Origin of the sequence: Acetobacter sacchari, assembly GCF_017377715.1 — a bacterium.
In the GTDB taxonomy this organism is placed as follows: domain Bacteria; phylum Pseudomonadota; class Alphaproteobacteria; order Acetobacterales; family Acetobacteraceae; genus Acetobacter; species Acetobacter sacchari.
Map to the genome: position 1 here is coordinate 68,146 of NZ_JAFVMF010000003.1, position 24,761 is coordinate 92,906.

16 protein-coding genes are annotated in these 24,761 nt (G+C 61.5%); 9 read left to right on the plus strand and 7 right to left on the minus strand.

Translation table 11 applies throughout. The features are described 5' to 3' along the window. Nucleotides 1-250: 250 nt before the first annotated feature. Nucleotides 251-2,461, minus strand: a complete 2,211-nt coding sequence (locus J2D73_RS03240) for a PQQ-dependent dehydrogenase, methanol/ethanol family (protein WP_207879339.1) — start codon at nt 2,459-2,461, stop codon at nt 251-253. Nucleotides 2,462-2,813: 352 nt separating this feature from the next. Here J2D73_RS03240 and bfr point away from each other — a divergent pair, with 352 nt between their 5' ends. After that, complete coding sequence (gene bfr / locus J2D73_RS03245) at nt 2,814-3,302, plus strand: bacterioferritin (protein WP_086643240.1); 489 nt, start codon at nt 2,814-2,816, stop codon at nt 3,300-3,302. Between the two features lie 374 nt (nt 3,303-3,676). Here bfr and J2D73_RS03250 read toward each other — a convergent pair whose 3' ends face one another. Beyond that, entirely contained in the window at nt 3,677-5,239 is a 1,563-nt protein-coding gene (locus J2D73_RS03250) for a S53 family peptidase (protein WP_207879340.1), read from the minus strand. Nucleotides 5,240-5,988: 749 nt separating this feature from the next. On the opposite strand from J2D73_RS03250, the gene J2D73_RS03255 reads away from it, so the two are divergent. The 6 genes from J2D73_RS03255 to J2D73_RS03280 all read left to right on the plus strand — a co-directional run bounded on the left by J2D73_RS03255 (nt 5,989) and on the right by J2D73_RS03280 (nt 16,097). After that, complete coding sequence (locus J2D73_RS03255) at nt 5,989-7,395, plus strand: cryptochrome/photolyase family protein (protein ID WP_207879342.1); 1,407 nt, start codon at nt 5,989-5,991, stop codon at nt 7,393-7,395. Between the two features lie 188 nt (nt 7,396-7,583). Continuing rightward, complete coding sequence (locus J2D73_RS03260) at nt 7,584-10,511, plus strand: ATP-dependent DNA helicase (RefSeq protein ID WP_207879344.1); 2,928 nt, start codon at nt 7,584-7,586, stop codon at nt 10,509-10,511. A gap of 475 nt (nt 10,512-10,986) precedes the next feature. Beyond that, complete coding sequence (locus J2D73_RS03265; protein ID WP_243429603.1) at nt 10,987-11,355, plus strand: hypothetical protein; 369 nt, start codon at nt 10,987-10,989, stop codon at nt 11,353-11,355. An 80-nt stretch (nt 11,356-11,435) separates the two neighbouring features. Next, a complete protein-coding gene (locus J2D73_RS03270) occupies nt 11,436-13,811 on the plus strand; it encodes a TonB-dependent receptor family protein (RefSeq protein ID WP_243429604.1) in 2,376 nt (791 codons plus the stop codon). Nucleotides 13,812-13,823: 12 nt separating this feature from the next. Beyond that, nucleotides 13,824-15,191, plus strand: coding sequence for a PepSY-associated TM helix domain-containing protein (locus tag J2D73_RS03275; protein WP_207879347.1), 1,368 nt, complete (start codon nt 13,824-13,826; stop codon nt 15,189-15,191). Nucleotides 15,192-15,269: 78 nt separating this feature from the next. Further along, nucleotides 15,270-16,097 carry an aminoglycoside phosphotransferase family protein gene (locus J2D73_RS03280; protein ID WP_207879348.1) on the plus strand — a complete coding sequence of 276 codons (828 nt, stop codon included), beginning with the start codon at nt 15,270-15,272 and terminating at the stop codon, nt 16,095-16,097. Between the two features lie 292 nt (nt 16,098-16,389). Here J2D73_RS03280 and J2D73_RS03285 read toward each other — a convergent pair whose 3' ends face one another. Beyond that, nucleotides 16,390-16,959 carry a hydrolase gene (locus J2D73_RS03285; protein WP_207879350.1) on the minus strand — a complete coding sequence of 190 codons (570 nt, stop codon included), beginning with the start codon at nt 16,957-16,959 and terminating at the stop codon, nt 16,390-16,392. 101 nt (nt 16,960-17,060) lie between these two features. Here J2D73_RS03285 and J2D73_RS03290 point away from each other — a divergent pair, with 101 nt between their 5' ends. Beyond that, nucleotides 17,061-17,693 carry a TetR/AcrR family transcriptional regulator gene (locus tag J2D73_RS03290; protein WP_207879352.1) on the plus strand — a complete coding sequence of 211 codons (633 nt, stop codon included), beginning with the start codon at nt 17,061-17,063 and terminating at the stop codon, nt 17,691-17,693. Between the two features lie 220 nt (nt 17,694-17,913). Here the strand turns inward: J2D73_RS03290 and J2D73_RS03295 are convergent, their stop codons facing one another. From J2D73_RS03295 to J2D73_RS03305, 3 genes are all read right to left on the minus strand, one after another. Next, nucleotides 17,914-18,582 carry an SCO family protein gene (locus J2D73_RS03295; RefSeq protein ID WP_207879353.1) on the minus strand — a complete coding sequence of 223 codons (669 nt, stop codon included), beginning with the start codon at nt 18,580-18,582 and terminating at the stop codon, nt 17,914-17,916. A 169-nt stretch (nt 18,583-18,751) separates the two neighbouring features. Beyond that, the gene (locus J2D73_RS03300; RefSeq protein WP_207879354.1) at nt 18,752-19,639 is read right to left on the minus strand and encodes a TIGR01459 family HAD-type hydrolase; all 888 of its coding nucleotides are present in this window, start codon (nt 19,637-19,639) and stop codon (nt 18,752-18,754) included. After that, complete coding sequence (locus J2D73_RS03305; protein ID WP_207879667.1) at nt 19,636-20,733, minus strand: quinone-dependent dihydroorotate dehydrogenase; 1,098 nt, start codon at nt 20,731-20,733, stop codon at nt 19,636-19,638. The genes J2D73_RS03300 and J2D73_RS03305 overlap by 4 nt, the downstream gene beginning before the upstream one ends. 176 nt (nt 20,734-20,909) lie before the next feature. On the opposite strand from J2D73_RS03305, the gene J2D73_RS03310 reads away from it, so the two are divergent. Then, nucleotides 20,910-23,900, plus strand: a complete 2,991-nt coding sequence (locus J2D73_RS03310; protein ID WP_207879356.1) for a rhamnan synthesis F family protein — start codon at nt 20,910-20,912, stop codon at nt 23,898-23,900. A gap of 18 nt (nt 23,901-23,918) precedes the next feature. Here J2D73_RS03310 and J2D73_RS03315 read toward each other — a convergent pair whose 3' ends face one another. Beyond that, nucleotides 23,919-24,755, minus strand: coding sequence for a dienelactone hydrolase family protein (locus tag J2D73_RS03315; RefSeq protein WP_207879358.1), 837 nt, complete (start codon nt 24,753-24,755; stop codon nt 23,919-23,921). Nucleotides 24,756-24,761: the final 6 nt, after the last annotated feature.

Here is a 24,761-nt window from a genome sequence, read left to right on the forward strand (position 1 = left end):
TGCGTGCTTGATCGCACGGCTCTTCTTTGGCATGGCGAGGTTTTGTGGTTGCGCGACGGTTGCAGCAATACTCACGGCGGATTTCCGAGAATATCGCCGCTGGTGAACGCGGCGTGGGTTTGCAGGTTAGCCACGATTTGCGAGGCGCGTGCGCCGTGTATTGAGTGGAGCGCCTGAAAAGGCCCAAAATTCCGATTCCGGCCTCTCCCACTATCTGCGTCGATTTATGCTGGAGTCCGCACGGCATGCTTTAATGAGCACGCTTCCCACCCTTGGTGGCCTGTTCTTCCAGCGTCTGGTGTGCGCGCCAGATCAGATACTGGCGGATCGTCTCGATTTCTTCAGGGGAAAGCGATTTGTCGAAGCGATCCATGCCGAAGGCCTCGAGCGCACCCTTGCCGACGATAGACTCAAATGCGCCTTTATCTGCGATCGCCGACGAGTATCGCAGGTCAGGCAGAACGCCGTTCGATTTGGCGAGATTGCCGTGACACCACTGGCAGTATAATGCGAACTGACGACTTCCCGCGAGCGCGCTCTTTTTGTCATAGTCATGCGGCGGCGAAAGGGGCGGCAGCGACATCGCCTGTGCAGGTGGCAGGCTATCGGCGCCGTCCAGAGTAAATGCGAGGATGCGAGAGTGATTGGTGGAGCCAGGTTTCCTGCGCTCCAGACCGCTCGGGTAAAGCCCGTAACCTCCGCCCCAGCCGACTTCTACGGCGACATACTGCTTGCCATTTGCAAGGTAGCTGACGGGGGGCGCAAGAATTCCGCTTTGTGCGTCAAAGGAAAAAAGGTCCTTGCCGTTTCGGGCATCGTAAGCGTGAAACTGTCCGTTAGCCAAACCCTGAAATACAACATCGCCGGCTGTCGCGAGAAGGCCGCCGTTGATCGGGTCGGTTCCCTCTGGCGTGCGCCAGGCCGCGCGCTGATGCACGGGATCCCAAGCCACCAGCCAGCCGCGCAAATCTTTGGTGATTTTCGCTAGCGACTGATAAGAATCCCGTGCGTCGCTTGCGTCGGTTTCCTCGCCCAGATTCCACGCGTCCGGATGAACTTCCATTGTGTGGGCTGTCTGATAGAAATCTGGAGCCTGCTGAACCGGGATATAGACGTATCCGGTCCTCGGGCTGTACGCCATCTCCGGCACGCCGTGTGCGCCCATTGTGCCGGGGAAGCCGTACCAGAGGTTTCCCTTCGTGGAATAAAGCGCGCCGGGGGTAAAAAGAGGCCGCCCGGTCTTGGGATCCAGCCCCTTTGCCCAGTTGACGTAGACAAAGTTCTTTCCGGACAGAAATTCGCCGGTCTTGGCGTCAAGAATATAGAAAAATCCGTTTTTGGGCGCGTGCGCGATCACATGCCGGATGGCGCCGTTGATCGGCAAGTCCAGCGTCATGATATGCTGGACGGAGGTATAGTCCCACTGATCTTTGGGCGTTTCCTGAAAATGCCACACATATTCGCCCGTATCGGGTTTGACGGCGATGATGCTGGAGAGAAACAGGTTGTCGCCCTTGCCTTCAGACCGGAGGAGGTAGCTCCATGGGGAACCGTTTCCGGTGCCGATATAGATTAAATTCGTGACAGGGTCATAGACGATTGAGTCCCACGCGGTGCCGCCGCCGCCCTGCGTGAGCCACGCGCCGCCCTTGCTCCAGGTAGGATACGCCACCTTGCGCAATACATCGTCAGAGGCCGCGTGGTCCGGTGCGTTATGTGCGTTCGGCACGGTGTAGAAACGCCATGACAGCTTGCCGGTCTCGGCGTTGAAGGCGGAGATAAATCCGCGCGCGCCCAGTTCCGCTCCGCCATTGCCAATGACGATCTGCCCCTTGGCGGCAAGCGGCGCGCCGGTGATGGTGTAGGAGCGCTGCGAGCCGAGATCTGCGTCATGCGGGATCGTGTCGACGCTCCACACGACGTGGCCGTCATGCTTGTCCAGCGCGATAAGACGGTTGTCGTATGTCGCCACATAAATCTTGTCGTTCCAGAGCGCGGGGCCGCGGTTCACCACGTCGCAGCATCCCTTGTCGGCGAACGAGCGTACGACCTTGGGATCGTAGGACCACAGCAGTTTGCCGGTCGCCGCATCGACAGCCTTGACCATGCTCCAGGCCGTTGTCTCGTACATCACGCCGCTCTCGACGATCGGGGATCCTTCCTGCCCTCGATTGGTGTCGAGATCCAGATGCCACGCCAGATGCAATCCACCGACATTGCTGGCGTTGATCGCATTGAGCGGGCTGTACCGTTGTTCGGACCATGTGCGCCCGTGTCCCAGCCATTCGCCTGGGTGATCGTCCGCGTGTGTGATGGCGTCTCCGGTGGAGGCGCTAGCGCTCGTTTCGGCGTAAGCAGCCAGCGAGGTGGAGATGAGCAGGCACAGGATGAGCGCCGTCTGGCCGAGCAGGGCTCCGGCGCGGCGGGTCAAGGGCCTCGGGGCGCGGGGGCGATGGGGCATGTGGCGTCTCACTCTATAACCGCAATGGCGGCGATAAGCCGCCCTCATTGTTCTGAAGCGCGAACGATATGCACGGCGCGCCGTCACCACAAGGGATGCGGCCTCCCTTCATCTCGTTGAATAATCTTCAAGCAAGAAAGGAAAAACCTATGCAGGCGCCGTGATCGGCGGCGAGGCGTTCATGGCGGCCAATTCTGATCTGACAATGTTGCGATTGCGTCCGAATTGGCTTGCAACTGATTATTATATCCATTATCACATTGATATAACATGATTTTTTCATTGCGCCTCATCATGTCATGCGATACATAGACCCGCGGATTTACTCGAACGTACCAGGAAGAAGCGCGTTATGGCCATCAAAGACCCGAAGGTTGTCGAATACCTCAACCTGCAGCTCACCAACGAACTGACAGCGATCAACCAGTACTTCCTCCATGCCCGGACCCTGCGTCACTGGGGCGTCACGCTTCTTGGCAAGAAGGAATACGAGGAATCCATCGAAGAAATGCGTCACGCCGATTGGCTGATCGAGCGCATCCTCTACCTCGGCGGCCTCCCGAACGTACAGCGCCTGAACACGATCCTGATCGGTCAGGACGTCAAGGAAATCCTCGAATGCGATCTGAAGCTCGAAGAGAAGGCGCTCGCCGATCTTCGCGATGGAATCGCATATTGCGAGAGCGTCCGTGATTACGTTTCTCGTGACCTGTTGCTGAAGATTCTCGATAACGAAGAAGAGCACGAGGACTATCTGGATCGTCAGTTCGACCTGATCAAGCAGATCGGGATCGAGCGTTACATTCAGCTCAACTCCGCACCGGCCCCCGATCAGGAGTAAGGCTAGCGTCGGCAGGCAGCCCGGCTCCCGGTGAGGAGCGGGTGCGTCTGGCCAAGGCGCAAATGTCGTTCGCCGTCCTTACCAGACGTAGCGAGGGGCTTTGCTTCTGAAAAACGCCAAGGGCGCCAGATGCTGCTTACGCGGTATCTGGCGCCCTTGGCGCATCGGAGCGTCTGTGTGTGTTGGACGCGACCTGTTAGGCGCCTTGAGGGGTGATCATGGCCCGCAAAACTGCGGGCTTTTTTTTCATGGTGGCAGAGCAAGACGGGCGCTTCGTTCGGATGTATGCGCTAGGATTGCCGAAGACGGTGGAGAATGGCCGTCGAACGCTCTCCACTGCTGATGACACGTGTGAACGCCACCTGCGCGGACCGTTATGTTGTCGCTGACGCCACGGCTGCGATGATCGCCGCTCCCTTGGGGCTGCCAAGACCAGTGACCGGGTCCCACCCTTTTGCCGCAGAATAGCCGTTGTTGTCGCCGGAGACGATATCATTGAACGCTGTGGGCGTTGCGTAAAGTCGGGCGTTCACAAAACCGGCGGGGTGGCCATTTTTCTCGTTGGCCAGGGCGATCAGCGCGGCCCAGAGGGGCGCTACAGCGCTGGTGCCGCCGATGACTGTCGAGGTTCCGTCCACCGTTACCTGATAACCCGTCTCCGGGTCGGCGTTTCCCGCGACATCCGGCACGCCGCGATAGGATTCGTCATTGCCGCTCTGCCAGTCGGGTTTTGTGAAATGCGTCGAGTAACCGCCGCCGGTCGCGCCGCCTGACGCGCCGTCGTTCCAGACGACCTCGCTGCCCGAACGTGGCAGGCGAGTGCCGCCACAGCCCAGAGCGTGCGGACTGGACGCCGGAAAGTCGACCATATAGGTCTGGTCCGTGCCGTCCGAGGCGCCGTTGTCGCCCGATGCGACTGTTACAGTCACGCCCATGGCGCCTGCCGCCTGCATGGTCTGGTCCATCGCGTCCATATCCTGAGCTTCCCAGCCGCTCTCCGGGCCGCCCCAACTGATGGAAATGACGCCTGGCGCGTTGGTCTTGTCATGCACGGCGGTGTTCAGTGCGTCGAAGAAACCGCTGCCCTGATTGGGGCCAAAATAGACGGCGATGTTGGCGCCGGGCGCGACGGATCCCGCGACCTCTATGTCGAGCTGAACTTCTCCGTCCGCGCCGCTGGGATCATTGTCGGGTGCGTTGGAGGCGCGGTCTACGCTGACTGCTGTCAACGTTCCGGTGCGACTGACGCCCAGAGTTTTGAAATAGGCCGCCATCTGCGAGGCCTGATATCCGCCGCCCAGTTCGATGAGGCCAATCGTCTGCCCCTTGCCGGTGACGTCTGTCGGAAATCCATAATGCCTGGCAACGTCCACGGGAGACCAGGACGATGTGGATCGCGCCGCTGCGCTGACCACCGAGGTCCCCTGAGTTGTAGCGTTGTCCCCCGATGCAAGCAGACGCCGAAAATGCGCGCGTGCGACCGGGCGCTCATCGAAGCCCATGACGGCGACCACGTCGTCGCTTAGCTCCGGAGGAAGGGTCAAAGACCCTTCTCGCGCCATCGCGGGTTCGGCGCGTCCGGCGAAGCGGTACAGTCCCAGTTTCTCGGGACGAAAAGCGGCGCAGGCCTGCTTCACCGTGCCAGATACCCGCACAACATGCTGGGCCGCGTCCGCCAGATCGACCGTCATGCCGTGCGCGCGGGCATACGCTTCGACGCGCGAGATGGCGTCGGAGCTGGCTCCGTGCCGGGCCGCGAACTCCTCACGACTCAACGGCGCGGTGGTGGGGTCTATAGGCGTCGAGGGCTTGAGCACGATGGTCAGGTGAATCGTGCGGTCCTGCGGCACGTCCCCCACGCGTGCGCAATCTGGATGCGTCGCGCTGACGGGGCGGGCGAAACTTCTTGCGAAGGGGAGCGGTTTACTGGCTGTCATGGCTCAGTCCTTTGTTGTCGAACATCGGGAAGCGAGTTGCAGCCGCCGCCAATCCCTGAAGACTAGAGGCGAAACCCGCCGCGGCATCATGAGCGTCTCTGTCGCGCATGACAGCCGTCAGCGTGCAAACGCTGCGTTCGTCCAGTCGTTCGCTTCGGAGACCCTTGATCAAGAGAGCCGGCCGCGCTTTTCTCAGGAGCGCCACACTTGAATTTTTCTATGCGTTTGTGGATAAATTAAGACGTCAAATGGTGAGTGTCGGCGTTTTTGGCTTCTGTAGAACGGGTAATTGATTGTTTATTATAATTTTTATTTATACCCACGTAATTTCATAATGTAATGTCATGTGTGTAGCGCTTGCGTTGAAATGACAACGCAATGCGAGCATGGCGGTTCGGGAATTTTTGCCAGCGGTGCGATGCGCTTCCTGGAAAATTCCAGAGCCTGTTGCGGATCCTCCTGAATGGTATCGCTGTGAAAATCAGAAAATTGCGCAAAATTTCAGAATCGATTGAGGAGTGTCAGTATTCCGCGCGTCGAACGGCGGTAACGGCATAGCCTCCATCCTGCTGACGTCGGGGCGAGGTGATATAAATCGCAGACTCTCAAACATGAGATCCGTCTTCAAGACGTTCATCGGGGCGCTCTTCGGGAAAGGGCGTCCTGCGTGTTCCCGTTTGTCGATTCATGGGCGTTTTCATGGAGCCGACCGATTACTCTTTGTTCCGGTTTGCCCTAAAAGCTGAATAATGAATGACAAACCTGCCATCGTCTGGCTCCGCGAAGATTTTCGCCTCGCCGATAACGCGGCCCTGACGGCGGCGGCGCAGACTGCGGCGCCGCTCCTGCTGGTCTATATCCGAACCGAGCGCTCGTCCGGCATGACTGCTGCGGACTGGTTTCGCGAAAAAACTCTGGCGCGTTTTGATGCGGACCTGCGACAACTTGGCGGCGGCGTTCACGTATTCACGGGCGATCCGGCGCGCCTGTTGCCGGAAATCGTGGTGCGCGTTGGCGCTGCCGCAGTGTTTTGGAACCGGCGCTACGATCCGATCGGACGGGAGATAGATGCCGGTTTGAAGCGGGAATTCGCTGCGTGTGGAACCGAGGCGCACAGCTTCGCGGGCGCGCTGTTTCATGAACCATGGACCGTAAAGAATCGCGCGGGGCAGCCGTTCAAAATCTTCTCCGCCTATTGGCGCGCCGCCTGCGAAGCGGGTTCGCCAAGGCCGCCTCTGCCTGCGCCGCGAGAATTCAAGTTTTTTGCCGGGTCAGTCACCGGGGCGCAGGAGGAGCAGCTTTCATGGCCCGCGTGGACGTCCTCGCTGGATGCGCATCATGAATTCGGCGAAGCAACTGCGCAGGATCGCCTCGCCCGGTTCGTCGCTGAAGACCTCGGCCATTACGAGGATGAGAGAGACTTTCCCGACCGCGACGCAACCTCTGGCCTGTCGCCTTATCTGCGTGTGGGACAGATCACGCCCCGACAGGTGTGGAACGCCGTAAGCGACGCACCCGGCGGTTTGGCCCATGCGGCTGCGCGCGCCAAATTTCTGGCGGAGCTTGGGTGGCGGGATTTCGCGTGGTCAGTCTTGTGGGAGCATCCGAGCCTTGATGGCCATGCTCTGCGCGAGGAATTCGAAGGCTTGCCGTGGCGGAACGACCCGTCGGGGCTGGAGGCGTGGAAACGGGGACGGACGGGCTATCCGCTCGTCGATGCGGGCATGCGCGAACTTTGGCGTTCGGGCGTGATGCATAACCGGGTGCGGATGGTCGCAGCATCGTTTCTGGTCAAGCATCTGCTGATCGACTGGCGTCTTGGAGAGCAATGGTTCGCCGAAACGCTGGCCGATTACGATCCTGCCAGCAACGCGTTGAACTGGCAGTGGTGCGCCGGGACGGGAGCGGACAGCGCCCCGTTCTTCCGCATCATGAACCCGGTGCTGCAATCGCGGAAATTCGACCCGTCGGGCGCCTATATCCGCAGATGGGTTCCAGAGCTGAAATCGGTTTCGGACAAGGACATTCATGCGCCGTGGGAGAGTCCCGGCACACGGCCCGCTAATTATCCGCTTCCCATTGTCGATCACTCAGCTGCTCGTCGGCGCGCGCTCGCCACGTGGGAAAGGGTGCGGGGCGGCGATCGGCAATCGTAGCAGCGGCTTTGGCGGCGGCCACATCTGCGTCGGTGGGCGCCACAGCCGCAGGCTCCTTGCGTCCGTGAAGGCCGACGCCTTTGGGGAATGCTCTGCGACGGGAGGACCGCGGCTCTTTGTCACGTCCGCCCGCCCGTTCAGACAGGAGCCTACTTACCGTCCGGCCGTCTTTCGCTAGACTGCCGGCAATGTCCGCCTATTCCCCCTATGACGCGCCAGCCATCATCGCCCGCCACGGCTCGTTTTCCTGCCTGACGCCTGATGGAGAACTGCTGTCGCTGGATCGGGACGGCGCGCTTGCTCTCGCCGCGAAAGCGGGGCCGCCTCTGGTTGTTCATGCCCCGGAAGCGGCGCGCAAGCTCGGTTTGCCGCCACCGGGGCAACCGTCGCCGTGGTTCGATCTGCTGGAGCTGTTCGCCTTCGTGCATCCGGCGCATCCGGCCGCCCCTACGCCACTCGGGTTGTCGCTCGCGCTAGGCATGGCGGACGGTCCGGTTGACGTTGATCGCCTGCCCAGTCTGGCGACGCGGCTGCTGGCTGATCTGCGCGGCATGCCCCCGGGAGAGACGCGGGAGATGACGAACGCGCTCGCCGTGAGACTGCGTGCGGTGGGGTGGATGTGGGGCGATGCGGTCATGGAGGCGCTCGATCTCGAGGGACCTACGCCGCGATCGGCCATGCAGCCCGGCGACGCGATGCGGATATGGCGGGCGCTGCCGAAATGGGAGGAGACGCCGCCACGTCCCGCGCCGGGCTCTCGGCCTGTGACGCCGGCCGAAGCGCGCGCCCGGCTTGCGACGATCCTCGGGCCGGGGGCGGAGACCCGCGTGGGGCAGGCGGATTTCGCGGGCGTCGCGTCCAACGCCTTCGCGCCGCGCGAAAGCCGGGGAGCGCCGCAGGTGGTTCTCGCCGAGGCAGGCACCGGTACGGGGAAGACGCTGGGTTATATCGCGCCAGCCAGCCTGTGGGCGGAACGTAATGGCGGGGCGGTCTGGATCAGCACGTATACACGCCATCTCCAGCGGCAGATCGAAAGCGAAACGGCGCGGCTGCACCCTGACGCCGCCGCGCGCCGCCGCAGGATCGTCCTGCGCAAGGGGCGGGAGAACTACCTGTGCCTGCTGAACATGGAGGAGGTCGTCAACGCCGCGCCCACGCGCGGAGCCGGCGTCACGATCGCGCTTTCCCTGCTGGCGCGCTGGGGGCTGGCGACGTCTGAAGGCGACCTGTTCGGAGGCGACCTGCCGGGCTGGTTCGGAGAGGTTTTCGGTCACGCCATCGTCACGGCCGTCGCTGACCGGCGCGGCGAATGCATCCACGGCGCCTGCCCGCATTATCAGCGGTGTTTCGTCGAGCATTCGATCCGTCGCGCGCGGGAGGCCGATCTCGTGGTGGCGAACCACGCGCTTGTCATGTCGCAGGCTGCATGGGCGCAGCAGGGTGCGGCCAATCCGGACGACGCGGCCAATGACGAGGACGGCGTACCGACGCGCTACGTCCTTGACGAGGGGCATCACGTCGCCGATGCGGCGGACAGCGCCTTTTCATTGGAGTTGTCAGGACTGGAAGCCGCCGAACTGCGGCGCTGGCTTCTGGGGGCAGAAGGGAGTCGCTCCCGCGCGCGGGGGCTGAAGCGACGTCTTGATGATCTGGTGGTCGGGTCCCCGCGGCTGGAGACGCCGCTCGACGCCGCGCTTCTGGCGGCGAAAGCCTTGCCGGCGCCGGGGTGGTCGGCGCGGCTCTCCCTGGCTGACGAAGACGTCGGGGAGCCGCAGGAGGCTGCCGAAAACGACCGGTGGGGCGTGCTCGCTCTTTCGTCGCCACAGGCTTCGGAGGCGGAGTTGATCAATCCGACGGAGGCGTTTCTTGCCCTGCTGCGGGGGCAGGTGCTCGCACGTACCGCCGGCGCTAGCCGGACGACGCTGAACGGACGCGAGTGTGATCTGTATCCCCTTACTCCTGGACTCGCTGAAGCGGCGTCGGCGCTTTCTCGCGCCTTTGGTCGCGTCGCCGAACCTCTGCGCACGCTGGTCGACCGCCTGCAGGATCGTCTCAGCGAAGAAGCCGACACGCTGGACGCGACCTCTCGCGGGCGGATCGAGGCGATGACGCGCACGCTGCGCCGCCGCGCGCTGTCGCGTCTCGACGGCTGGGTCGCAATGCTGAGCGCGTTTGCGGCGCCGCCCGAAGAGGGGATCACGCCGCAGTTTATTCGCTTCATCCGTCTGACGGCGCGTGGAGGACAGCGGCGCGGCGAACTGGACGTCGGCCTGCATCAGCACTGGCTCGATCCGACCATTCCGTTCGCGGCCGTCCTTGCCGCACCCGCGCACGGATTGCTGATCACTTCGGCCACGTTGCGTGACGAGACCGGTGCAAAAAGTGGAGATGAGGTCGAGCGCGCGTGGGAGGCTGCGGAGTCGCGTGTGGGCGTCAATCATCTGCCCGCGCCAGCCGTGCGGGCAGCTTTGGCAAGCCCCTTCGATTACGCCGCGCAGACCCGCGTCTTCATCGTCAGCGACGTCGCTCATCACAATGTGGAGGCGCTAGCCGCCGCCTATCGCACGTTGTTCCTCGCCTCGGGCGGCGGGGGACTGGGGTTGTTCACCGCAATCGAGCGATTGCGCGGGGTGCATCGTCGCATCGCCGAACCGCTGGAAGCTGGGGGGATTTCGCTGTACGCGCAGCATGTCGATGCGATGGACAACACCACGCTGGTCGACGTGTTCCGCACAGAAACCGATTCCTGCCTGTTGGGGACGGATGCCATGCGCGACGGGGTCGACGTGCCGGGGCACGCTCTACGGCTGGTCGTGTTCGAGCGGGTGCCGTGGCCGCGCCCGGATATTCTGCATCGCGAACGCAGGCTGCATCTCTCTCAGGGAGCGCCGGGACTGTACGACGAACGGATCGCGCGTTTACGCCTGCGGCAGGCGTTCGGCCGTCTGATCCGCGCCCGCGAAGATCGCGGCGTTTTTGTGCTGCTGGAGCGTCGCACGCCGTCGCGCCTGCTCAGCGCATTCCCCAGCGGCGTGCGGACGCAGCGGATGGGGCTGGTCGCAGCGGCGGCAGAGATCAGGACGTTCTTCGCAGAGACGCCGCCGGGCGAAGCGTGAAGGTAGATTCTGCACGTAGATTGCGCGAGAGAGATATCGCGCGGTCGTGCGTCGAAGCGTCGTTAACGGACCATCCTGAGTCTGTTTAGAGACGTTCGACCACCGGTCCGAGCAATGCGCTGAAGCCATATCAATGGACTGGTGGGGATCTGGGAATGGAGGCATATTGTTGTCGGCGTCGTAAGCGGGGGTGAGCGTCGTGTCGAAAGACGAAAGTCGCTCTGTCAGGCCGTAAAGAGTCTAGTCTGCTGTTTGGGTTGTCATCTTGGCGGCGCTTGTTGCGGTCTAAATCGTAATGCGGAGCAAGGCGAAGATTGGCGTCTTTTCCACCTGCCTGACGAAAGTTGTCGGCTGGTCCTTCTTCGATCATTTTTCATAAAAGGCGACTTCTTCCGCGCCCGTGCGGGCGTCGCCACTCTGGGCAACTCGCCTCAAACTCTCTAAGAGTGCGGGTATGCGAGGCGGGACGCAGTTCATGAACCGGATATTGGCCTGCTGGCCATTGGTTCTGCTCGCCTTGATGGCGCGGTTGAGTTTCGGCGGTCTCGTTTCACCGCAAGCCGCTCCCGACGATCCCGTGGCGCGTGTCGCGGCGTTGTCCCTCCTGTGCGACAGTCAGCACGTTGGTGATGGAACTCCGCACGATCACATCCCTTCCGACATGGGCGATGGGATATTCCTGCTGGGCGACGCGCTCGACAATCCAGCTCCGGCGTTCGCAGCGTTCGCTCTGCTTTTTCTGACGTTCTGTGTTCCGTGCGTCCGCGTCTGGTGTTTTCCGCCGGTGCGTGGGCCGCCACTGCGACGCGTCGCCAGCCTCTACCCGCAGGGACCGCCAGTCTGATCTGAAACGAGTTTTCGTAACCCGCGTGTCCGCTCGAACGGAGGCGCGGGGTATTTCTGTTTCGTTCAGGTCAGACAATCATGATTCGCACCACAGAAGACGCGCGTCGCGTCAGCGCGGTCGTCGGCGCACTCGCGCTGGCTATGCTTCAGCCGGACTCCGCCAGAGCGTCCGCCGCTCGCCCTCGCCCGCCGTCGCGGTCCACACATGCCGCTCCAGCCTCTTCAGAGGGCCGCGCGCCGCAAAAATCCAAACCCCGCCTTCAATCGGACCGCCCGGAGCCGCGCCCGGAAGAGATCACCGTGAACGGCGTGGACCGGCTGTCGGTCGCGGCGCGGCCAACGGGACAGACGACCTACAGCGCGGAACGCAGTGATTTCGCCAATCGTTCGGCGCAGACTGCCGCCGACATGATGGCGACCATTCCCGGCGTGACCGTGATGCAGGGCAACGGGCCGCGCGACACCGTGATTTCCGTCCGTGGCTCAGGCGCGAGACAGTCTTACGGGCTGAAGAACCTTTCCGTGACGGAGGATGGTTTTCCCGTCACCCAGCCTGACGGCACGGCTCGTGCGGATCTGATAGACCCGCATGCCTATGCAGGCGTCGACGTCTTTCAGGGACCGGCGTCTTCCCTTTATGGAAATTACGCGATCAATGGGGCGATCAATTTCCGGACGCGCAACGGCGCCGACATTCACGGGGTCGAACTGGGGTCTGATTTCGGCAGCTTCGGGATGATCAACAACTACGTCACGCTGGGCGCGGGGAACCGCCGATATGATTTCATGCTCTTCGGCAGCGATGTTCGGGGAAATGGATTTATACCGAACAGCGCCTATGCGACTTCTACCGAAAACATGAGATTGCGTGTTGTCCTGACGCCGTCCGACCGCCTTGTGTTGAAGGTGATCAATAACGTCACAGATACGTTTCTGCCGCTGCGTCTGTCTCTCTCGCAGTATCTGGCCAATCCTTATCAGCGGGGATGCGCGAACGCAGCCAGCGCCGCGAACGGCTGCGCCTCGGTCAACCTGTTGAGCAACGGGCGTTATGGGGCGACTCAGGCGACGAGTCCGCAGCGGGCGGGTCTTGGTCGCTTTGACCGCCGGACGATTGTTGGTTTGCGCTGGGAACACGATTTCAACGCGCAGACCCAGTGGAGAACGCAGTTCACCTATGATCAGCGCCATGTCGATCAACCGACCTCGACTACAGCTTTCGTCGGCCCGTTCAATTCCTATAATGTGCAGACCGATCTTACGAATCGTGGCCACATCGGCGCGACGCCGCTAACAAGCTTCGTCGGCGCGAATTTCGATTACATGGATTACGGGTATCAGGTGTACAACCTGACGCCGCAGGGCGGCGCGACGCGCGGCGCACTGAACTCGACGTCCTATGGACACCAGTTCAACATTGGTCTGCGGTTTCAGGAAGACTGGAAATTCGCGCCCAAATGGCGGGCCGTGGTGGGGTTGGGCGGCACATACTCGGATATCGGAGCGGTCGAGACGCTCTACGCCTACGGGGCGTCGTCGCGTTCACTGCAATATGTTACGGCGAACAGATATTTCTTCAATCTCGCCCCGGAGGCGTCTGTGGTCTACGCCCCATCGAAGGCATGGACCCTGCATACACGCGTCGGCACGGCTTACGCCACGCCGTCATATTCGAGTTTTTTTGTAACCCCTCAGGGAAATTATGGAAACAACACATCCCTGAAGAGTGAAACGAGTCTGGGTTTCGATCTGGGCGCGGAGTGGCGCCCCTCGGCCGATATCGACGTGCAGGCGACGGGGTTCTACGAATTTTATCACAACGAGTTTGTCAGCCAGTCCGCAGGCGTCAACACGGCCGCCGGAAGCTACACCTTCAACGCGCCAGCGTCTGAACACCGAGGCGTCGAACTGGGCGCAACCTGGCGCCCGCTACGCACGCGCCTGCCCGGCTTGCAGCTCAAGCTTTCCTACACCTATGACGATCAGATCTACACGAACTACACGGAGACGCTGACCAGCGGGGCCGTGTCGCGCAGTTTCTCGCGAAAGGGGCGTTATATCCCCGGCGTGGCGCCGCATTTTTTGAACGCACGTGTAATGTATGATCAGCCCGACGGCGTTTTTGAAGGGTTCGGCGCGTTCGCGGAAGTCGCATGGCGCAGCGATATGTGGATCGACAACGCCAATATTCTCAAGGTTCCCGGTTATGCCTTGTTGAATCTCGAGGTTCATTATGACCCTCCTGCACGATTCGGGTGGGCGCATCGATTGCATAGCTATTTCGAGGTGCAGAACGTCACAAACCAGATTTACGCTGCGGGCGCCACGGTGATTGCCGACAGCTTGCTGAGCAGTGGGCGACAGGCCGGGGCCGCGACGCTGGCTGGAAAAACCGGATCAATTTACGCAGGATCGCCACGCGCCTTCATGGGCGGCGTGCGCGTAAGATTCTGAGGGAAAATTAAAATGAAGCCAAAACAATTTTCCCTATGGCCAGATCACCGCACCATCTGGCGGTGGCACTTCTTTGCGGGACTTTTCTGTCTTCCGTTTGTGGCGTTTCTCAGCCTGACCGGCTCAGTCTATCTGTTCAAACCGCAGATCGACGACTGGATTGACTGGCGCTTCGATCATCTCTCCGTCACAGGGCCTGTGGCGTCGCCGACGCAGGAGGTGCGCGCGGCGCTTGCCGCCGTTCCTGGCGGGCGCTTGCTCGCCTATGAGCTTCCGCGAGGCGTCGGCAGCGCGGCGCGCGTCGTCGTCGACCATGCTGGCGAAGCGATCCGGGTTTACGTCGATCCGTCTTCCCTCTCGATACTCAAGAAAATTCCGGAAGAATCACGCTTCGAACGCATTGTCTTCAAGCTGCATGGGCAACTGTTTTTGGGAAATGTCGGTTCAGTGATCATGGAGATGGTGGCCTCGTGGACGATCGTGATGATCGTCACCGGGATATATCTGTGGTGGCCGCGAGGCGGCGCGCGAGGTGGAGGAGTGCTCTACCCCCGCGTCGGCCGGGCGCGTGCGCGGTGGCGCGATTTGCATGCCGTCACAGGCCTTTGGATTTCCCTGTTTCTGGCGCTGTTTCTGGTCTCCGGGTTGCCGTGGTCTTTCGTATGGGGGCATGCGCTGGCTCGGGTTGAGACTACCGTGGGTAGACTGGCCTCGGTTCAGGATTGGGAAATAGGAGCGGTTTCAGCGCGAGACGTCATCGTCGGACACCCCGCGGAAAATTCTGGTGCGATTCAGCGAATGCCGGGCATGGACATGGGCGACATGGATATGTCGGGCATGGATATGGCCCGGTCGACCACCGCGATATCGCCATCGGCAGATCCGCTTGCAGGGCTGGACGCAGTGGTCATCGCAAGCCGACGTCTGGGGTTTCCTGCTCCCGTTCTGGTCACGCCGCCTGCCCGCATCGGCGCGCCATGGCGTGTGCGCTCGGACACGCAGGATAGACCACGCCGCGTCAGCGCCCTTCTCGATGCGAAGGGAGCGGTCCTCTCCATGGAACGATTTTCTTCGAAAGGCGTGGCTGATCGCGTTGTCGCTTACGGCGTCGCCGCGCATGAAGGACAACTGTTCGGTTGGGCCAATCAGGTGCTCAATCTGTTCGTCGCAACGGGTTTGCTGACTATGAGCGTCGCTGCGACGATCCTGTGGCTGCGGCGTAAAACGCCTGGTCATCTGGGCGCTCCGTCGCCGCTCGCCAGCCAGCGGGTTGGCGTGGGATCTCTTGTCGTTATGACGGCGCTGGGCGTTCTTCTGCCTGAACTTGGGGCGTCGTTGCTATTGATTGTCGTGGCGAGCGTCATACTGAAAAAGACATGATATTTGGTCAGCTCATGGCGCTCGTATTCGGCTGTGGCGCGACCCGTCCTCGCGCGATAGCATCGGGCGATGAAGCGAATGTCCGTCCATGAGCATGAAGCGAGCGTTTGTATTTCCCGGTGGAATCTGATCGAAGACGGAGCGCCTTTGAAAACGGCGTCTTCGTATCTCCTGCCAGTAACTTGCGATGGCGTCGCCGCAATGTTGAAGGTCACCGCCGATCCCGACGAGCAGCGAGGCGCCGCGTTGATGGCGTGGTGGGGCGGTGCGGGCGCCGCGCCCGTCCTGAAGCATGACCTGGGCGTCATTCTGCTTGAGCGCGCCTCCAGAGATCGCTCGCTTGCGGCGCTTGTTTACGAAGGAAGCGATGACGAAGCGACGTCGCTTCTCTGTGCGACGGCCGCGCGCCTGCATCTGCGCCAGGGGCGGGATATTCCATCCCTGAAGCGGCTCGAAGACTGGTTCGCCTCTTTGCTCAATCTATCGCAGACGGATGAAGCGTGGATCGTGGAATGCTCGACACTGGCGCGATTGTTGCTGAGCGAGCAGAGCGCCGGTGTGCCTTTGCATGGCGATCTGCATCACGGCAATATTTTGGATTTTGGATCGCGCGGCTGGCTGGCGATAGATCCGAAGGCGCTTTGGGGTGAGCGAACTGCTGATTATGCCGCCATGTTCCTGAATCCAGACCTTGCTGACCCGGATCGACCATTTGCGGTGGATAGCGAGTTGTTTGAACGTCGCGTGCGCAAGGTCTCCAGCCTTGCAGGCATCGACTCCCGAAGATTGCTGCGATGGATACAGGCATGGAGCGGCCTTTCGGCGCTCTGGTTTCTTGAGGGCGGCGGCGATCCTGTCGTCCAACGCAGGATCGGGGAGCTGGCTGCTCGATCTTTGGCGCAATAGGTGTCCGGGACGCGGTGAAAGCGTCGCCACGAAAATATGCTTCGGCGAGGATACTTTACATCTTTCGGCGCCAGCACTGCCGCGTACGCAGGATTTTTTCGTTTGATTATGAAGCTGTGTTCGTCTCTGTCGTAATTCTCTTATATTTTCTAGAAATATTTTTAACAATCGATTTTTATCATAAGAAAAAATATCTTGCAGGGCTGCGTCGGTGCGTTCGCCTGGAAACCGTTCCTCCAGAGTGCGCCGGCAACGGCCGCGCCTGTTGTCGCTCTGGCGGAACGGTTTTTCCTCAATTCGTCAGTTCGATAGAGTCGCTCGCCGTGACGCGCGCCAGCATCGGAAAGATCCTATCGCAGGCGAAATCATGCATGTCTTCTGAAAGACTTGATGTTAAATCTTCCGCGATCACGACGCCGTATCCATGCTCGTGTGCGGCCCGCGCCGTGGATTCGACGCCCATGTTGGTTGCGACGCCTCCCAGAACGATCGTCGTGACGCCACGCCGGCGGAGCTGCAAATCAAGCTCCGTTCCATAGAATGCGCCCCATTGCCTTTTTGTGATTCGCAGGTCGGAGGGCTCGGCCATGCCGTCACAGAGCTCGGACCAATTCTCGGGGCGGTCGCCCGCTGGCGGAGCCAAGGAACGATCCACTGGGGTTTTTACTGCGTCCGCAAAGTCGGCGGCGAACGCGACGTTCACAAGTACGACTGGCGCCCCGGCGGCGCGGAAACGTTGCGCCAGCAGTTTGGAACGAGAGAGAATGGCGTCGCTGGCATGCGGCTCAAGCTGATAGCTCATGATGCCCTTCTGGAGATCGATCAGGACGAGGGCGGTCGTGGAGGCGAGTAGAGAAATCATCCATTCTGCTCCGGCATGGCGCTCGCGCTCCTGCGCGTTGTTCGATCAGGAGCGGTCGGGTAGAATTTGAGGGTGTGTTCAAGTAGGAGCATTATTTGAGTATGGACTCAAATTCGTCAAGCGGAAAAAATCGAGCGCCTCTGACGCCGCAACGGGCGATCGGGCGCCAGCGGGTGGCTGAATTGCTGGGCGCAGCGTCGGACATCATTGAGGAGCGCGGCTACGAAGCGACGACAATGGCGGAAATCGCCGCGCGAGCCGGGGCGAAAATAGGTTCGCTTTATCGCTTCTTTCCAAACAAGGACGCGGTGGCGGGGGCGTTGCTAGACCAACACCTTGCGATCCTGACGGAGGCGTATGCGGCGCTGGAGCAGCGTGCTGCAGGGAGGTCGCCGGATGAACTGGCCGACATGCTGATAGAGTTTCTGGTGTCGATCTATCCGCAGGTGAAATCCCTTCCTGCCCTGATGGATATGCGCGAAGACGTGGCGGATTTTCGGCGCCGGTTGCATGCTCATGCTCTGGCGGGCGTCTCGGGAGCGTTGCGCGTGTGCGCGCCGCGTCTGGATAAAAAAAATGCTGATGATATTTCAGCGGTTCTCGTTAACAATATGAAAATTCTGCTGGGGATGACGCGAGGCGCGGTTATCTCGACGCCCGGCGCGCCGGACGAGTTGCGGTTGATGAACCGTCTGTACCTGTCCAGCAGGTTGAAGACGCACGGAGCCTTTTAATACAGAGCGCCGTTGGCTTGTATGGGCGTATGCTGCGCATACAGAAAATTTCTGCGCCGATATGGCCGCAGACGGACCTTTGCGAGAACTGATGTTTTTCATTCTGATAGAGGAAATTCATGATATTTCCTATAAAAATCAGTGTTGTTTTGCGACGTCACCCTGCGAGCAGGTAGATCTGGCATCGCGTTCACAGAAAGCCGTGCGTGGCATTGGAAGGTCAGCCCGGCTTTCTGGAAGCGGTCAACTGAGTCAGTTGCGCCGCCAGTCGCTCGGCGCTCGCGTCCACAGGCAACACGCCCATAAGCTGGTTGCTTCCGTCCATAAGGTAGAGCACGGAACTATGGTCCATCAGATAGGCGTCGGGCTTTTCTCCACTCCGGGGAGTGCGTCTGTTCGCCATGACGTGAAATTCGCGGAGCATTCGGTCGATATCGGCGCCACGTCCGGTAAGGCCGACGATATCGGGTGAAAACGTGGAGACGTAGCTTTTCACTACGGCGGGAGTGTCCCGTTCAGGGTCTACAGTAACGAACAGCGGCGTGATCGCGGCGCCGACAGGGCCGAGCGAGTCCAGAGCCTGGGTCACTGTCGCCAACGTAAGCGGGCAGACGTCGATGCAGTGGGTGTAGCCGAAGTAGATCAGGGTTTGACGACCGTGGAAGGTGTCTTGCGTGACAGGTCGTCCGTTCATGTCGACAAGCGCGTAAGGACCGCCAACGGTATTGGGCGTCCTGTACGTGAGCATGAGACGCAGCCCCGCCGCGCCAAGAAAGAGCGCGGCAATAAAAGCGACGACCGCTACGAACGGCCACCGACGCGTTAAGGTCAAGGGCGACGACTTGTCCGCCGAACGCTGTCCCGGTCGTCCCGATGCTGAGCGCGTCATGCGTTCCTCCTGCCTGTCCGGTCCGACGCAAAGGTCAGTTTATAAAAGCCGATGAGAACACGCCATACCCGGTCTGACGGCTGAGCCGCCAGTAAGCTGCGCTCGCAGTGCTGCCCTCCGCATCAGGCCTACCCGAAGCAGAGAGGGCATCGAAGCAAGGCTTCCTGTCTTACCACACGAGGCCCGGCACGCTGGCGACGGGAGACAGGCCCTGCGCGTCAGCCTCGGCCTGCGCCAACGCCGGATCGTCGCCAAGTTTTTCCTTATGGATCCCACCAAGAACCCAAAGTGCGTCCACGCCTGCCGCTGCCGCGCCGCGCACGTCCGTCGCCAGCGCGTCACCCACCCCGATCACGCGGTCGCGCGGCGTATCGAGCATGGCCAGCACCGGTTCGTACACCGCAGCGAAAGGTTTGCCGATCCAGTGAACCAGACCGTTCTTCTGTTCGTAGATTTTCGCCAGAAGCCCCGCGCAGATAAGGCGCTTTCCGTCACGAATCACCTCCATGTCAGGGTTGGCGCAAATCATTGGCAGCCCGCGCGCGGCGGCGGCGTCAAGTGCTGCGACATAAGGTTCGAACTCGGTCTTTCCACGCCGTTCGTCTGGTCCGGTGTTCATGACAAAGTCGGCTTCCTCTGGCGTTTCGACCAGTTCCAGACCAAGCTCCTCGAACAGTGCCAGATCGTGATCGCCGCCGATATGCAGCGTTTTCGTTCCCAGTGACGCGAGCCACGGCGCGATTGCGAGGGTCGCGTCCTGATCGCGCGAGAGAAGAAGGCGACGGGTGAACTCGCCGCTGGTCATCAGGCCGTCGTAAAGCGCGTCTTCGACGCCCATGTCGCGAAGCTGGGCCTGCACGACAGGCGCCGGGCGCGGCGCATTGGAGAGCAGCACGATGCGCTTGCCCGCCGATTTCAGCGCCTGCAGACACGCAATGGCGCCGGGATAGGGGCGCACGCCGTCATGCACACACCCCCACAAATCTACGATGTAGCCGTCATAACGGTTGGCCAGACCGGAAACGCCGGAGAGGCGCTCTATACGGCGGGCGGTCATCGGCTCTCTCCACCGTTGTTCTTCAGGTCCGCGCCTTTCAAATCCGACAGCGATTCCACGCTCAGTTCGCGCAGGATCGCCAGCGTCTCGCGCTTCAGGCGCGCCAGAAGCGCAGGGCCTTCGTAAGCGAACGCGGAATAGACCTGCACGAGGTCGGCGCCCGCGCGCACCCGTTCGACGATATCCGCGCCAGTCTCGATGCCGCCGCAACCGACCAGACCGAGCCGCCCGTTCGACAGCCGCGCGGCTTCGCGCAGCATTTCGGTCGCCCGCGCCTTGAGCGGTCGGCCCGACAGGCCGCCTGTCTCACCCGCGTGCGGGCTACGCAGCGTCGCGGGTCGCGCCAGCGTGGTGTTGCTGATGATCAGTCCGTTCGCCCCACCCTGCGCCGCAGCTTCGATAACGGGCGCCAACTGGTCGTTCGCCAGATCGGGGGCGAGCTTGATCAGCAGGGGAGGGCGGGTCGCATGACGTGCATTGATCGCGGCCAGCAGTTCGGCAAGGCGTTCGGAATCCTGCAGGGCGCGCAGGCCGGGCGTGTTGGGCGACGAGAGGTTGAGGACGATGTAGTCCACGTACGGCTTCACGCGCGCGATCAGCTCCGGGTAGTCCAGTTCGGGCGCTGCGCCGATCTTGTTGATGCCCAGATTGGCGCCGACCGGCGCTCCGGGGCGGGTGCCCCGATCACGATACAGACGCGCCAGTCGCACCGTGAAGCGGTCTATGCCCTGATTGTTGAAGCCCATCCGGTTGATGACAGCGCGATCCTGCGTCAGCCGGAACAGCCTCGGACGGGGGTTGCCCTGCTGCGGACGTGGCGTAACCGTGCCTGCCTCGACAAACCCGAAGCCCAGCTGCGCCAGCGGCCGGACGACGCGCGCGTCCTTGTCGAATCCCGCAGCGATGCCGATGGGGTTGGAGAACCGCATGCCGAACGCCCGTGTGGCCAACGCCGGGTCGTCCTTCGGACGTGACGGAGGAACGCCGGCGCCCAGCAGCAGGGCGTCGATCGCCAGGCCGTGGGCGCGTTCGGGATCGAGGCGCCGGAGCAGGGGAAGGGCGGGGGCGAGAAGGCGGTCGGACAGGTCTTTCATGGCGGCGGATGCTGCCCGAAGGGCGGCGGATTGAAAAGTCAGGATTGCCGCGCTTCGGGAGCAGGGCGCGACAGTCCCGGCGCTGTATGCTACCGGCGCAGCAGGCATGATTCCTGCGCGAACGGGGGCGCGCCGCTGAAAAGACGGCGGAGAACGACGCCGATGGAGAAGGCGCAATGACGATGACGCAGGATGGTCGCGAACATGTTGTGGACTCGGGACTGTTCGACGCGGCGTGGTATCAGGCGCGCTTGCCGAACGCTGGCCGTGACATAGCGGATCCGCTTGATCATTTCATGACCGTCGGGGTTCGTGAGGGCCTGCCGCCGGGACCGTTGTTCGACCCGTCGCGTTACTTCGCCCGCTCCTGGCATCTTGAAGCGGGGGTGGACAACGCGCTTTTGCATTATCTTCTCGCCGGTCGAGCTGCGGGCGTGGTCGGAGAGGGTGTTTGCGATACGGCGCTGCGCGGAGGGGACGGCCCGGTAGAGCCGACGTTGCTGACGGGGCCGCCGTCGCAACCACGCAGTCTCGCCATCGCAATTCATGTCAGCCGACCAGAGGTGTTTCAGGTGATCTGCCAGCGTCTGGCGACGTTGCCGTGTCACTATACGCTGCTGATCCTGACGGACAGTGTGGAACTGCGCAGCGTTTGCGAAGCCATTGCCGAGAGCGCAGGGATCAGGGAGCCTGCGATCGTTCGCCCGGCTCCCGTGCGGGGATACAATATCGCCTCGGTATTCAGTGTGTTTCGCAATGCGTTGCGTCATCATGAATTCGCGCTGTTCCTTCATACGGAAGTCGGGGCGGATGGTCGTCCGGTCTTTGGCGAATTGCGTCAGAACCTCCTGCCTCACCCGGACGCGTTCGGGGGCCTTTTCTCCCGCCTTGTCGATGACGCCGCGCTCGGTTTGCTGCAACCGACGCCTGCGTCCGCAACGCCGTACTGGGCGTTTGGCTGGGTTGGGCAGGAGGCGCAGGCGCGCGCAGCGCTCCGGCGACTCAAACCTGACGCGCAATGTCCCGAAGGCTATTTCGACTATCCGGCGGGCGGCATGTTCTGGGCCCGAACGCGTGCTTTGGCGCCGTTTCTCGACATGGCGTGGACTGACGCTGATTTTCGTGTTGCGGCCAGAGGCGGCGTTGCTGACGCGGCGGCGCTTTTTGAGCGCGCTATCGGCGTGATTGTGCGCGGCGAAGGATTCCGTTGCGACGAATATGACGCGCAGGCTGGGCTGATCCGCGTCGGATGGGGGCGGCGTAATTTTGATCGCTATGAAGCGTTTTCATCGGCTCGATTGAAAATCGCGGTCGAGGAGGCGCGCGTCGTCTCGTTCGATATCTTCGACACGTTGCTTCAGCGGATCGCGCTGACGCCTGACGCGGTGCAACGATATGCTGGCTGGCTGGTTGAGCGGGCGTATCCGGAAATTCAGAATTTTGTCGACCGCCGAAAAAGCGCCGAGGATACGGCGCGCGCTGCGCTGGACTGGACCGACGACGTCGGGCTTGACGAGATCTACTCCAGATTGGAGGAGGCGACCGGCTGGAGCGCTGAGAGCCTGGCTTTCGCCCGTAGCAGGGAAGAGGAGCTCGACGCCCGCCAGTTGCAACCTCGCCCCGGCATGCTCGAAGTTTTGCGTCACGCCCGCCAGCGGGGGAGTCGCGTGATTCTGGTCAGCGACACCTATCTGCGCCGGACGGAACTGGACCCGATCCTCGCCCGGACGGGCGTTCTTGCTCTGGTCGATGAAATCTATCTGTCTTCCGAGCGTTTCGCACGTAAGGACAGGGGCGATATGTGGGACCTTGTCGTTTCCGCTGAAGGCGCCGACGGATTGCTGCATGTCGGAGATAACGAACGGTCCGATCTGTTCAATCCAGCGCAACGCGGCGTGAAGACCATTCATGTCCCGTCGGCGCTTTCCTTGCTGCGCGTAAACCCTGTGGAAGCGGATATTTTCGCTGCAGCGCGCAAGGAATATGTGAGCGATGAGGGCGTAAGGATCGATCGGTCGGACGAAGCGTTGGCGGCGGAGATTCTGCTTGGCCCCTTCGTGGCGGAGACTTTCGGTTCTCCTTTCCCATCCCCGCAGCGTGGCGGGGTCGCACGCACTTTGACGCTATCGTCGGCTTCTGAAATGGGAAAGGTGCTATTCGGTCCGTTGTTGTTGTGTTTCATGAGCAAGCTGGCGCAGCACCCGGCGACCGCGCGGGTCGAGAAAATATTCTTTCTCGCGCGCGAAGGATATTTCCTTCTGAAACTCTATCAGGAAGTGCGTGCGCGCTGGCTTCCCGGCCTGCCAGAGGGCGTTTATTTTTGTTGTTCGCGACGGGTCGCCAACAGCGCGTCCCTGAGCCGCAACGGCGATCCGCTCGGTCTTGTGAAGATCGGTGAGGGATTTCGCGGCACGATGGCCGGGATGCTCGACGCTCGTCTGGGATATACGGTTAGTCCCGATAGCCCTCTGCGCGCCATGCGGATCGTGACGCCAGACGAATTCGACAAGGCGCGCTCGATCATCACTTTGCTGCGCAGCGACATTCTCGCGCAGACACGGAAAAACGCTGCTCGATTACATGTATATTGCGAGTCTTTAGGCATTCGTACGGATGGTTCTGCGCTGTACGGAATGGTCGACGTCGGATACAGCGCCACCATTCAACGACGCGTGCAAGAGACGACCGGCGCGCGTTTCGCGGGGTTGTACATGGCGACCGGGCAATTGGCCGCCAGCGTCGAGGAAACGGGAGGCCTCGCATTCGGCCTGCTCGCTGAAGGGGCGGCCGGGGACAGGTTCCAGCGCGTGTGCGGATTGATGATCGAGGCGTTTTTGACGGCGCCGCACGGCCAGACAATGGGCTATGACGATTCCATCCCGCCGCGACCGGTTTTTGGCGCTGGCGGCGTGTCTCAGAAAAACTTTTCTGTTTTGGAGGAAATTTTTTCAGGCGCTCTCGATTACTGTCGGACCGTTGCCGAAGCTTACGGGGCGGAAGTATTCGGGGTGTTGGCGCAGGGAGAGCGCGCAGCGACGACTATGCTTGGCGCGTTGGCTTCGGGGCGTCTCGTAATCGCGCCGAAACTGACGGAGGCCCTCGCAGTTGACGACCAGTTCTGTGGGCGCGGGGAAATACATATTTTCAAGCATATGACGGACGCCTGATTGCGGGCTGCAGCGCTTTTATTTTGCGCTGGAGAAACCGTCTTCCAGCCATTGGCTCATAAGCGAATAGGACTGGGCTGCGGCGTGCGCGTCGTAACGGCAAAGACCAGCGGAGGCGGTCGCTTCCGTTTCGGTAAAGCAGTGGACGGCGTGGCCGATAACCGTGAATTCCCACGGCGCCGGGCTCCGACGCATCTCTTGCGTAAAGGCGCCGAAATCTGGTGACGTTGTCGCGTCGTCCGCTCCGTTCATCACGAGCACGCGCGCGCGGATTTGTTTCGCCAAATCCGGGTCGTCTGTCGTCAGGTTGCCATGGAAAGACACGACGGACGATATATCGGCGCCACTGCGCGCGAGGTCCAGAACGGCGGCGCCGCCGAAGCAGAAGCCGATCGCGGCCATCCGGGTCAGATCTATCGGCGCGCTGTCGGCGTAACTGCGTAGTTGCTCCAGCGCGAAGTTGACGCGCCGCCGCATCACGCCACGGTTCGACAGGAGCGGCTTCGTCGCCGCGCGCGCCTCGTCAGAGTTGCGGGGACGAATGGTCTCCCCGTACATATCGGTCAGAAGAATGACGTAACGCTTGCCTGCGATATCTTCCGCCTTACGGATCGCTGCGTCGTTGACGCCGAACCACGCCGGGACCATGAGCACGCCCGGCCTTTTTGCTGTGATCGCGTCGTCATAGACCAGCACGCTTCTGAAGCGGGCGTTTTCAAAAGTCCATGTGACGGGTTTTGCGACCATACGAGCATCAGCGGCGCCGCTCCACCATGGTACGGTCAACACGCAGAGCGCCGCAAGACTCTTTAGAAGAACGCACGCTGTCGGGCAGGAACGCAAAGAATCGAGCATCTACGC

Excerpts from the sequence above, each read along its gene's own strand:
- J2D73_RS03240 (WP_207879339.1), bottom strand. The coding sequence starts at position 2,461 with ATGCCCCATCGCCCCCGCGCCCCGAGGCCCTTGACCCGCCGCGCCGGA.
- bfr (WP_086643240.1), top strand. The coding sequence starts at position 2,814 with ATGGCCATCAAAGACCCGAAGGTTGTCGAATACCTCAACCTGCAGCTC.
- J2D73_RS03250 (WP_207879340.1), bottom strand. The coding sequence starts at position 5,239 with ATGACAGCCAGTAAACCGCTCCCCTTCGCAAGAAGTTTCGCCCGCCCC.
- J2D73_RS03255 (WP_207879342.1), top strand. The coding sequence starts at position 5,989 with ATGAATGACAAACCTGCCATCGTCTGGCTCCGCGAAGATTTTCGCCTC.
- J2D73_RS03260 (WP_207879344.1), top strand. The coding sequence starts at position 7,584 with ATGTCCGCCTATTCCCCCTATGACGCGCCAGCCATCATCGCCCGCCAC.
- J2D73_RS03265 (WP_243429603.1), top strand. The coding sequence starts at position 10,987 with ATGAACCGGATATTGGCCTGCTGGCCATTGGTTCTGCTCGCCTTGATG.
- J2D73_RS03270 (WP_243429604.1), top strand. The coding sequence starts at position 11,436 with ATGATTCGCACCACAGAAGACGCGCGTCGCGTCAGCGCGGTCGTCGGC.
- J2D73_RS03275 (WP_207879347.1), top strand. The coding sequence starts at position 13,824 with ATGAAGCCAAAACAATTTTCCCTATGGCCAGATCACCGCACCATCTGG.
- J2D73_RS03280 (WP_207879348.1), top strand. The coding sequence starts at position 15,270 with ATGTCCGTCCATGAGCATGAAGCGAGCGTTTGTATTTCCCGGTGGAAT.
- J2D73_RS03285 (WP_207879350.1), bottom strand. The coding sequence starts at position 16,959 with ATGATTTCTCTACTCGCCTCCACGACCGCCCTCGTCCTGATCGATCTC.
- J2D73_RS03290 (WP_207879352.1), top strand. The coding sequence starts at position 17,061 with ATGGACTCAAATTCGTCAAGCGGAAAAAATCGAGCGCCTCTGACGCCG.
- J2D73_RS03295 (WP_207879353.1), bottom strand. The coding sequence starts at position 18,582 with ATGACGCGCTCAGCATCGGGACGACCGGGACAGCGTTCGGCGGACAAG.
- J2D73_RS03300 (WP_207879354.1), bottom strand. The coding sequence starts at position 19,639 with ATGACCGCCCGCCGTATAGAGCGCCTCTCCGGCGTTTCCGGTCTGGCC.
- J2D73_RS03305 (WP_207879667.1), bottom strand. The coding sequence starts at position 20,733 with ATGAAAGACCTGTCCGACCGCCTTCTCGCCCCCGCCCTTCCCCTGCTC.
- J2D73_RS03310 (WP_207879356.1), top strand. The coding sequence starts at position 20,910 with ATGACGATGACGCAGGATGGTCGCGAACATGTTGTGGACTCGGGACTG.
- J2D73_RS03315 (WP_207879358.1), bottom strand. The coding sequence starts at position 24,755 with ATGCTCGATTCTTTGCGTTCCTGCCCGACAGCGTGCGTTCTTCTAAAG.